The sequence below is a fragment of the Vibrio sp. V43_P6S15P86 genome, assembly GCF_009904725.1.
Classification (GTDB): Bacteria; Pseudomonadota; Gammaproteobacteria; order Enterobacterales; family Vibrionaceae; genus Vibrio; species Vibrio diabolicus.
Map to the genome: position 1 here is coordinate 1 of NZ_WXWT01000049.1, position 10,295 is coordinate 10,295.

Annotated in this window: 9 protein-coding genes; 4 read left to right on the forward strand and 5 right to left on the reverse strand. The window is 44.8% G+C overall.

From position 1 onward, the window contains the following. Both CAG69_RS02340 and CAG69_RS02345 read left to right on the forward strand, forming a co-directional pair. The coding region (locus CAG69_RS02340; protein WP_272925874.1) for a flagellin at positions 1-682 on the forward strand (682 nt) is incomplete at its 5' end. A gap of 116 nt (positions 683-798) precedes the next feature. Then, on the forward strand, positions 799-1,923 hold the full coding sequence (locus tag CAG69_RS02345; RefSeq protein ID WP_053807086.1) for a flagellin: 1,125 nt from the start codon (positions 799-801) through the stop codon (positions 1,921-1,923). 80 nt (positions 1,924-2,003) lie between these two features. On the opposite strand, the gene crr is transcribed toward CAG69_RS02345, so the two are convergent. The 5 genes from crr to cysZ form a co-directional block, all read right to left on the reverse strand. Further along, positions 2,004-2,513 carry a PTS glucose transporter subunit IIA gene (gene crr, locus CAG69_RS02350; RefSeq protein WP_005382041.1) on the reverse strand — a complete coding sequence of 170 codons (510 nt, stop codon included), beginning with the start codon at positions 2,511-2,513 and terminating at the stop codon, positions 2,004-2,006. A gap of 121 nt (positions 2,514-2,634) precedes the next feature. Then, positions 2,635-4,359 (reverse strand): phosphoenolpyruvate-protein phosphotransferase PtsI, encoded by a 1,725-nt coding sequence (gene ptsI / locus CAG69_RS02355; RefSeq protein ID WP_005393100.1) that lies wholly within the window; start codon positions 4,357-4,359, stop codon positions 2,635-2,637. A gap of 140 nt (positions 4,360-4,499) precedes the next feature. Next, positions 4,500-4,757 carry an HPr family phosphocarrier protein gene (locus CAG69_RS02360; RefSeq protein WP_005382043.1) on the reverse strand — a complete coding sequence of 86 codons (258 nt, stop codon included), beginning with the start codon at positions 4,755-4,757 and terminating at the stop codon, positions 4,500-4,502. A 300-nt stretch (positions 4,758-5,057) separates the two neighbouring features. Continuing rightward, positions 5,058-6,026: a cysteine synthase A gene (gene cysK, locus CAG69_RS02365; protein WP_005382045.1), complete on the reverse strand. Its 969-nt coding sequence runs from the start codon at positions 6,024-6,026 to the stop codon at positions 5,058-5,060. Between the two features lie 164 nt (positions 6,027-6,190). Next, positions 6,191-6,934 (reverse strand): sulfate transporter CysZ, encoded by a 744-nt coding sequence (cysZ, locus tag CAG69_RS02370; protein ID WP_161442552.1) that lies wholly within the window; start codon positions 6,932-6,934, stop codon positions 6,191-6,193. A 251-nt stretch (positions 6,935-7,185) separates the two neighbouring features. Here cysZ and zipA point away from each other — a divergent pair, with 251 nt between their 5' ends. Both zipA and ligA read left to right on the forward strand, forming a co-directional pair. Then, entirely contained in the window at positions 7,186-8,142 is a 957-nt protein-coding gene (zipA, locus tag CAG69_RS02375; protein WP_161442554.1) for a cell division protein ZipA, read from the forward strand. A 90-nt stretch (positions 8,143-8,232) separates the two neighbouring features. After that, positions 8,233-10,245, forward strand: a complete 2,013-nt coding sequence (ligA, locus tag CAG69_RS02380) for an NAD-dependent DNA ligase LigA (protein ID WP_041852978.1) — start codon at positions 8,233-8,235, stop codon at positions 10,243-10,245. Positions 10,246-10,295 lie beyond the last annotated feature (50 nt).

Sequence of the window (10,295 nt, forward strand, 5' to 3'; positions counted from 1 at the left end):
GGATAACGGTGAAGCCGTGATGCTTGAGCTAAAAGACATGCGTTCAGACAACAAAATGATGGGCGGTGTGAGCTACCAAGCTGAAAGTGGTAAAGGTAAAGACTGGAACGTTGCTGAAGGTAAGAACGACCTAAAAATCAACCTAACGGACAGCTACGGCCAAGAGCAAGAAATCAACATCAGCGCAAAAGCAGGTGACGATATCGAAGAGCTTGCGACTTACATTAACGGTCAAACTGACCTAGTGAAAGCCTCAGTAGACCAAGACGGTAAACTGCAAATCTTTGCTGGCAACAACAAAGTCGAAGGCGAAGTCGAGTTTTCAGGCGGCCTATCTGGCGAGCTAGGTTTGGGCGAAGGTAAAAAAGTAACAGTAGATACTATCGACGTAACCTCAGTTGGTGGCGCACAAGAATCTGTGGCTATCATCGATGCGGCACTGAAATACGTAGACAGCCACCGCGCAGAGCTGGGTGCATTCCAGAACCGTTTCAACCATGCAATCAGCAACTTGGACAACATTAACGAGAACGTGAACGCGTCGAAGAGCCGTATCAAAGATACTGACTTCGCGAAAGAAACGACTCAAATGACCAAGTCACAAATTCTATCGCAAGCGTCAAGCTCAATCCTTGCGCAAGCGAAACAAGCGCCAAACTCAGCGCTAAGTCTGCTAGGTTAATCACCTTGATAAGACAAGATACAAAAGCCAGGCTCATCCCTGGCTTTTTTGCTTATCGGCTATAACGTTTAGATGCGTCCCAACAGGATGTTCGACAAGGCACTCATATCGATTAGATGGTCTCTTTAAATACCAATGTTGCCGCGATGGTGGCGCAGAGACACTTGAGTCAAGCGGCAGCGCAAAACGTCGAGTCACAACGCAACCTAACTTCTGGTTTTCGAATTAACTCGGCGAGTGATGATGCGGCAGGTTTACAGATATCCAATACTCTCCATGTGCAAACGAGAGGGCTTGATGTCGCCTTAAGAAATGCGCACGATGCTTATTCGGTCGCGCAAACCGCGGAAGGCGCGTTACATGAGAGCAGTGATATTTTGCAACGGTTACGCTCTCTAGGGCTTCAAGCGGCAAATGGTAGTAACGATACCAGTGACCGACAAAGCATCCAATACGAGGTCGTAGCGCTGCAGGATGAGCTTGATCGTGTCGCGATCACGACAACATTTGCGGATAAAAATTTATTTGATGGTTCTTATGGCTCGCAAAGCTTCCATATTGGCGCGAACGCTAATTCAATCTCTTTGACGTTACGTAACATGCGTAGCCATATCCCAGAGATGGGAGGGCAGCATTATGTTGGTGATGCGGTCGATAAAGATTGGCGAGTCACTAAAGATAACCAAACTCTAAAAGTCGAATACCAAGACAGTAAAGGGCAAACCCAAACGGAATCCATTGGGCTCAAATTGGGTGATCGCATAGAACAGGTCGCCACTTACATCAATGCTCAACAATCGGTAGTGAGTGCCTCAGTAACGGAAAACAATGAACTGCAATTCTTTGCCTCTACGATGAATACGCCAGAAGGAGTGGAGTTAGAAGGCAGTTTAGCGGATGAGCTTGATATAAGCACTGGTCAATTAGTCACAATGGATGACATCGATATGTCGACGGCTGGTAAGGCGCAGCTTTCAATTGGGGTGATTGATGCAGCGATCAAGTACGTTGATTCGCACCGAAGTGAAATTGGCAGCTTTCAGAATCGTGTAAATGGTTCGGTGGATAACTTAAATACCGTGAATCGGAGTGTTACGGAATCCAAGAGTCGAATAAGAGATACAGACTTCGCAAGAGAATCTACGGAAATGGTACGTTCTCAAGTGCTCCAAGATGCGACAACTGCGTTATTGGCTCAGGCAAAGCAAAGGCCGAGTTCGGCACTTGGTCTACTCAGTTGAATCTGGTAAGAAAGCATAAACTTCAGGTAATAAAAAACGCTGCCAATGGCAGCGTTTTTTCGTGTTCGGCTAAGTAAAAATTACTTAGTTACACGTAGAACTGGAGTTTCACCAACAGTCACAGAACCAGAAAGCTTGTTCAGCTCTTTGATTTCGTCCATGTTAGAGATAACAACTGGAGTTAGCGTTGACTTCGCTTTCTCTTCTAGAAGAGCTAGATCGAATTCAATTACAGTGTCGCCAGCTTTAACAGTTTGACCTTCTTCAGCGATACGCGTGAAGCCTTCGCCTTTTAGTTCAACTGTGTCGATACCGAAGTGAACGAAAAGCTCAACACCGTCGTCAGACTCGATAGAGAATGCGTGGTTAGTTTCGAAGATCTTACCGATAGTACCGTTTACAGGAGCTACCATTTTGTTGCCTGCTGGCTTGATAGCAATACCGTCACCAACGATTTTCTCAGCGAAAACAACATCTGGCACGTCTTCGATGTTTACAATCTCACCAGAAAGTGGCGCGATGATTTCGATAGCACCAGCGTCAGCGCTGTCATCAGATACAAGCTTCTTAAGTTTGTCAAACAGACCCATTGTGTCATGCTCCTAAGGTTTGGTTTTATTCTGTCGAATTATAGTATACCAATATAGCGCATTAGACGACTTTTTTCGCCGTCTAATGGCCATTAAGTATTGAATTACTTGGTACTACCGATTACTGAGCTTTCTCAGCAATAAACTTTTCTACCACTGCTTCGATTTCTGCAGCTGTTGGTAAAGAAAGGGCTTCTTCAGCCATTGCTTTCACTTCTGCGAAGTTAGAGTTACGAACTACTTTCTTCACTTTAGGGATTGAAATGCCGCTCATTGAGAACTCGTCCAGGCCCATACCTAGAAGTAGAAGTGTTGCACGCTCGTCACCTGCAAGTTCACCACACATACCAGTCCATTTACCTTCTGCGTGAGAAGCGTCGATAACTTGCTTGATCACAGTAAGTACAGCTGGTGATAGTGGGTTGTATAGGTGAGAAATCATCTCGTTACCACGGTCAACCGCTAGCGTGTACTGAGTTAGGTCGTTTGTACCGATAGAGAAGAAAGATACTTCTTTCGCTAAGTGGTGTGCGATCGCTGCAGCAGCAGGAGTTTCAACCATAACACCGATTTCGATGTTTTCGTCGAATGCGTGGCCTTCAGCGCGTAGCTCTTCTTTGTACTCTTCGATCGCTTTCTTAAGCTCACGGATTTCTTCAACAGAGATGATCATTGGGAACATGATACGCAGTTTACCGTGTGCAGACGCACGTAGGATACCACGTAGCTGATCACGAAGGATTTCACGACGATCCAGGCTGATACGTACAGCACGCCAGCCTAGGAATGGGTTCATCTCTTTTGGAAGATCCATGTATGGGAGATCTTTATCGCCGCCGATATCCATAGTACGGATGATCACAGCTTGACCGTTCATTGCTTCCGCAACTTCTTTGTACGCTTGGTACTGTTCTTCTTCAGTTGGAAGTGCAGTACGGTCCATAAATAGGAATTCAGTACGGTACAGACCAACACCTTCACCGCCGTTACGGAGGATACCGTCACAGTCTTTCACTGTACCGATGTTACCGCAAACTTCTACACGGTGACCGTCAGTCGTTTCTGCGTGCAGGTCTTTCAGTTTCGCTAGCTCTTCTTTTTCAGCTAGGAATGCCGCTTTAACCGCTTTCGCTTCTTCTAGTTCAGCTTCTGATGGGTTAACAACAATCTTGTTGTTCATCGCGTCAAGAATCAGCATATCGCCATTCTTAACTTTTTTCGTGATGTCGTTAGTACCAACGATAGCTGGAAGCTCAAGAGAGCGAGCCATGATTGAAGTGTGAGATGTACGGCCGCCGATATCACAAGCAAAACCAAGTACGTAGTCTAGGTTAATTTGTGCCGTTTCAGATGGCGTTAGGTCGTAAGCAACTAGGATAACTTCTTCATTGATGTCGCTAAGCGAAACAATGTTGATACCCAGTGCGTTTTTCACAAAACGAGAACCGATATCGCGGATGTCAGTTGCACGTTCTTTTAGGTATTCGTCATCTAGTGACTCAAGAGCACATGCTTGCTCTTCGATAACTGAGTGGATAGCGTGATCCGCAGTCATCTTGTCGTTTTTGATAAGTGCTAGGATCTCTTCTTCTAGCTCTTCGTCTTCAAGAAGCATGATGTGACCTTCAAAGATCGCTTCTTTTTCTTCACCAAACGTTTCAAGCGCTTTTTGCTTGATAGTTTCTAGCTGAGCTGCAGATTTGTTACGAGCGTCGAAGAAACGCTGAACTTCAGCTTCTACTTGATCGTCAGAAATAGTGTTTGTGTTTAGGACAATTTCATCTTCTTGAAGTAGTAGTGCTTTACCGATTGCAATACCAGGAGATGCTAGGATGCCTGAAATCATAGCCTTACCTTAAGTTTGGTCAACTTTATAAAACGGGAGAATAATGGGTGCGCTAACGAATAGTTTTAGCTTAGTTTTGAGCCTATTTCCAACGAAGCCATTTTGCTTTCACAAAATGGCTTCTGGAGTAGGAGACCGGATTAGTGTAGTTGGTCCATTAGAGCAACTAGGTGGTCAACTGCTTGCTGAGCTTGTGGGCCTTCAGCAGAAATAGTTACTTGAGTACCTTTTACTAGGCCTAGTGTTTGTAGTTTGAATAGGCTCTTAGCGCTAGCGCTTTTACCGTTAGAAGTCACAGTGATGTCTGCGTCGAATGCTTTTGCTTCTTTAACAAACTGTGCAGCTGGACGAGTGTGAAGGCCGTTTTCTGCTGTGATTTCTACTTGCTTCTCGTACATGTGATATACCCCAATAAATGTATTTTTTTGTTAGTTTGTGACTAGATTTTAGCTTAACTGCTTTACATCTTGTGCGCTAGCACGGGAAGAGTTCAAAGCGCGTCAGTTCTGATACTAGTCAAAAGTTTGGTAACTACGCAACTGTTTGCGTGCGTAATCACTTTGAAACCTTTTTGTGTTCTGCTTCTTTATTTTGAAGCTAGAAATAAAACACCCTGATATTACCAAAGGTAGGGCAGGGATCAACAAAAAAGCCCCTAAACGGGGCTTTTTTAAACTAAAAATTGATTTGAACACATATTATTGTTGGTTCTCTTTTTCGGTAAAGATACCTGCAAAGAGTGCTGTGCTTAGGTAACGCTCACCTGAACTTGGTAGAACGGTTACAATTGTTTTTCCTTCAAATTCAGGGAGTTCTGCAAGTCGGTTGGCTGCAACAACAGCCGCACCAGATGAGATACCAGCTAGGATACCTTCCTCTTCCATTAGGCGACGAGCCATCTCAATCGCTTCTTCTGAGGTGACTTGTTCAACGCGGTCAATAATGTCTAAATCGAGGTTACCTGGGATGAAACCCGCACCGATACCTTGGATCTTGTGCGGAGCAGGTTGGATTTCTTCGCCAGCAAGTGCTTGTGCAATAACTGGAGACTCTGCTGGCTCAACTGCGACAGAAGTGATGGCTTTACCTTTTTCACCTTTGATGTAACGGCTTGTACCTGTGATAGTACCGCCCGTACCGACACCAGCAACGAATACGTCGATTTCACCGTCTGTCGCTTCCCAAATCTCAGGGCCCGTAGTCTTTTCGTGGATCTCTGGGTTCGCAGGGTTGTCAAATTGTTGAAGAAGTAGGTACTTCTCAGGGTTGCTTGCTACGATTTCTTCTGCTTTAGCAATCGCCCCTTTCATGCCTTTCGCCGCTTCAGTCAGCTCAAGGTTAGCGCCCAGTGCTTTAAGTAGCTTACGGCGTTCTAGGCTCATTGATTCAGGCATGGTCAATGTTAGCTTGTAACCGCGAGCGGCCGCTACGAATGCTAGAGCAACACCTGTGTTACCACTGGTAGGTTCTACAAGCTCTACACCTGGCTTAAGAAGCCCCGCTTTCTCTGCTTCCCAAATCATGTTTGCACCGATACGGCACTTAACACTGAAGCTAGGGTTACGCGCTTCAATTTTCGCGAGAACTTTGCCTTTGCTTACTTTGTTTAGACGAACGAGAGGTGTATTACCGATAGTAAGAGAGTTATCTTCGTAGATTTTGCTCATAGTGATGTTCCTTCATTACACGTTGTGTGAATATGGATAGAAGAATATGCGGTATGAAAAAAAGGGAAAAGGATTAAAAAGTTATATCTTATTAGGTTGGCCCAGAACTCGATAAAAGAAAAGGGAAAAGCTGGCGCTGATCCCTTTCCTTAATCTCTAATCGACTATCGTTGGTGCTTAAACTCCGCCACCCACATAGCGGTTGCGCCACATATTGCTACAGGCATGACAATGAGGTTCAAAATTGGGATCGTCGTAAACACAGACACCAATACCCCAAAGCCATAGGCCTTACCTTGCTTTTGTTTCAATTTGTAACGCATGTCGTTAAATGGGATTTTATGGTTATCAAACGGGTAGTCACAATATTGAATCGCGAGCATCCAGGCGGTAAAGATAAACCATAAAAATGGGCCTACTGTTTGTCCAAGGGCAGGGATGAGCAATAACAGAAATAGGCCTATTGCTTTAGGTAAGATGTAAAGGAGCTTTCTCCATTCACGAGCTAAAACGCGAGGAACATCTTTCAGGACGGCAGTGAAACCATCATCATTTACTTTTTGTCCCGTTAAGTACTCTTCCACTTTTTCAGCTAAGAGGCCATTGAATGGCGCGGCGATAAAGTTCGCGAGCGTGCTGAAAAAATAGGAGAAGGTAGCGAGTATCGTCAGAGCGAGTAAAGGCCAAAGAATGTAAGTTAACCAGGATAAAAACTCAGGCAGCTGCCCAATCCAGTCTTCGATCCATATATTAAGGCTTGAAAATAGATAGAAGATGGCACCACCCACAAGCAAGATATTTGCAAGTAGAGGTAAGATGACAAAGCGTCTGATTTTAGGGGCAAGTGCCAATTGTATCCCGTATAGAAAATAACCGAATCCGGTTCTCTGCTGATTGTTTTGCTTCATGTCTATTTTGGCTTCGTGTAAATGAAAACTCATTGTACCTGTGAGGGCTTTTCTTTCAATGCCCTGACAAATGACGTCTTGTTAAGTGGAATCGTGGCAAGAATCACAACAAAAAACGGAACTTCTTGCATTAAGTTGTTCTAAATCTACATATAGTTTTGGTAAAGTAAACGTATCATTCAGATTTATTGCACTTGGGTTGCTGCTCAAGGAACTGCGAGTAGTAAAAACAAGTATATTGAGAGTAAATAATGCAGGAATTGCGATTCGTACTCATTGTTGTTGGCGCATTAGCCATCGCGGCATTGCTGTTTCATGGTTTGTGGAGCAGTAAAAAAGAAGGCAAAGCAAAGTTTGGTAACAAGCCGCTTGGTAAGCTGGATGTTGACCAAGGGGACAAAAATGATCTTGTCGAGAAAGAACGAGACTTCGCTCCCGCTCCTGAAGATGACTTTGAGATCATTCGTAAAGATCGCAAAGAACCAGATTTTGGGATGGCGAGTTCTTTCGACAACAAATTTGAATCTGACCCGCTATTCGGTGGTCCATCTGAAGTAACACAGACACAGCAGGAGCCAGATGACATCCCTTCATTTGTTGCAGAAAAAGATAAAGAAGAGGACGTTGAGCCTGTTGTTCAAGCACCAGTAGCTGAAGAGCCACTCCAGTCTGCTGTGGAAGAAGAAGCTATTCCCGCCGCGTTTGATATTGCTGAGAAAGAACAGCAAGTCGAAACGGTTAGTGAGCCTGTCGTTGCAGAGCCTAAGGAAGAGCCAAAGCCAGAACCTGAAATGCAAGTGATTGTATTGAATGTGCACTGTGCGGGTGAAGAGCCATTTGTTGGTACTGCTTTATTTGAAAGTATGCAACAAAACGGCTTAATTTATGGCGAGATGGATATTTTCCACCGTCATGTCGACTTGTCCGGTAACGGCAAAGTGTTGTTTAGCATCGCTAATATGATGCACCCTGGTACGTTTGAGCATGCTGATCCTGCTGAGTTTACAACGAAGGGTATTTCATTCTTCATGACATTGCCATGTTATGGCGAGGCTGAACAGAACTTCAACTTAATGCTCCGAACTGCGCAGCAAATTGCTGATGATTTAGGTGGCAACGTTCTTGATGACCAGCGTAACTTAATGACGCCAGACCGTTTAGCGTCTTATCGACGTCAAATAGTTGAGTTTAATGCCGCTAACGCATAATCTTAACAGCAAATAATAATAGGGCTCCGGATGGAGCCCTTTTTCTTGGATTTCCCAACCTCACCGATTGAAAATACACGGGGCTTTACTATGTCTGAATCAGTACTTCAGCGATTAGAAGAACTAAAAGAGTCGTTGCATTACCACGCTGTGCGTTACTACGTGGAAGATAACCCAGAGATCCCTGATGCCGAGTACGACCGCTTAATGCGAGAGCTCCTGGATATTGAAGCTGAGAACCCTGATTTAATTACCGTAGATTCACCAAGTCAACGTGTCGGTGGACAACCTCTCTCTGCGTTTAGCCAAGTGACACATGAAGTACCGATGCTTTCGCTTGATAATGCGTTTGATGACAGCGAACTTGATAGTTTCCATAAGCGAGCACAAGAGCGGGTGGGCAGTCAGAGTGTGAAAGAATACTGTTGTGAGCCGAAACTGGATGGACTCGCAGTTAGTTTACTGTATGAGAACGGTGTTTTAGTTCAGGCGGCAACACGAGGCGATGGCACTACTGGCGAGAACATCACAGAAAATGTACGTACGATTAAAGCCATTCCTTTAAAACTCAGGGGTAATGACTGGCCAAATCGTCTTGAAGTTCGTGGTGAAGTCTTTATGCCGAAAGCTGGGTTTGAAAAGCTCAATGAATTAGCAAGGAAGAAAGGCGAGAAAATCTTTGTTAATCCACGTAATGCTGCGGCAGGTAGCTTACGACAATTGGATTCACGCATTACTGCTTCTCGTCCCCTTAGCTTCTATGCATACAGTGTAGGCGTGGTGCAAGGCGCGGAATTGGCGGCAAGTCACTACGAACGCTTCTTGCAAATTAAATCTTGGGGATTACCAATGTGCCCGGAGACCAAGCGAGTTGAAAGCTTGGCAGATGTAAAAGCTTACTACCAAGATATCTTGCAGCGTCGTGATGCCCTTCCTTATGAGATCGATGGTGTCGTCATTAAAATTGACGATATTGCCGTGCAAGAGCGTCTTGGATTTGTTGCTCGTGCTCCACGTTGGGCGATTGCCTACAAATTCCCGGCTCAGGAAGAAATGACGACGTTGAATGAGGTGGAATTCCAAGTCGGTCGTACTGGTGCGATTACACCTGTTGCTAAACTAGAGCCTGTATTTGTTGGCGGGGTAACGGTAAGTAATGCGACGCTTCATAACGCAGATGAGATAGAACGTCTGCAAGTTAAGATCGGTGATCACGTTGTGATTCGTCGAGCGGGTGATGTTATTCCTCAAGTCGTTTCTGTCATCAAAGAGCGTCGACCAGAAACAGCGCGAGATATTATTTTTCCAACTCAGTGTCCGGTTTGTGGTTCGCATGTTGAGCGGATCGAAGGAGAGGCGGTAACACGTTGTACGGGTGGCTTAGTTTGCCAAGCCCAACGTAAACAAGCGCTAAAACACTTTGTGTCTCGTAAAGCGTTAGACGTTGACGGTCTAGGCGATAAAGTGATCGAGCAACTTGTTGACCGTGAGATGGTGAAAACTCCTGCTGACTTATTTAAGTTATCTGCGGGGATTTTAACGGTATTAGATCGCATGGGGCCAAAGTCTGCGCAGAACATTGTGAATGCGTTAGAAAAATCCAAAGAAACAACGTTACCTCGCTTTTTGTATTCGCTGGGGATTCGTGAAGTTGGCGAGGCAACCGCCGCAAACCTAGCAATGCACTTTAAAACGTTGGAAGCCATCCAAAATGCTAACGAAGAGCAGTTAATTGAAGTGCAAGACATCGGTGCTGTGGTTGCTCAACATATTACGACTTTCTTCAGTGAAGAGCAGAACCAAGCGGTGGTTAAAGATTTGCTTGAACAAGGGATCCACTGGCCAGAGATTAATACTACTGAGCAGGTAGGGGAGCTACCGTTAGAAGGTAAGACAGTCGTATTGACAGGAACACTTTCTCAATTAGGTCGCACAGAGGCTAAAGAAGCCCTCCAATCCCTAGGTGCAAAAGTGACAGGTAGTGTTTCTAAGAAAACGGATATTTTGTTTGCTGGTGAAAATGCAGGTTCGAAGTTGGCAAAGGCACAAGAACTGGGTATCGAGATCAAAACAGAACAAGACTTACTCGAGTTGATGAATTAAGTCTCATAAAAAAAAGCTAAAAAATAACTAAAAGCCCGACATGGTAAGCA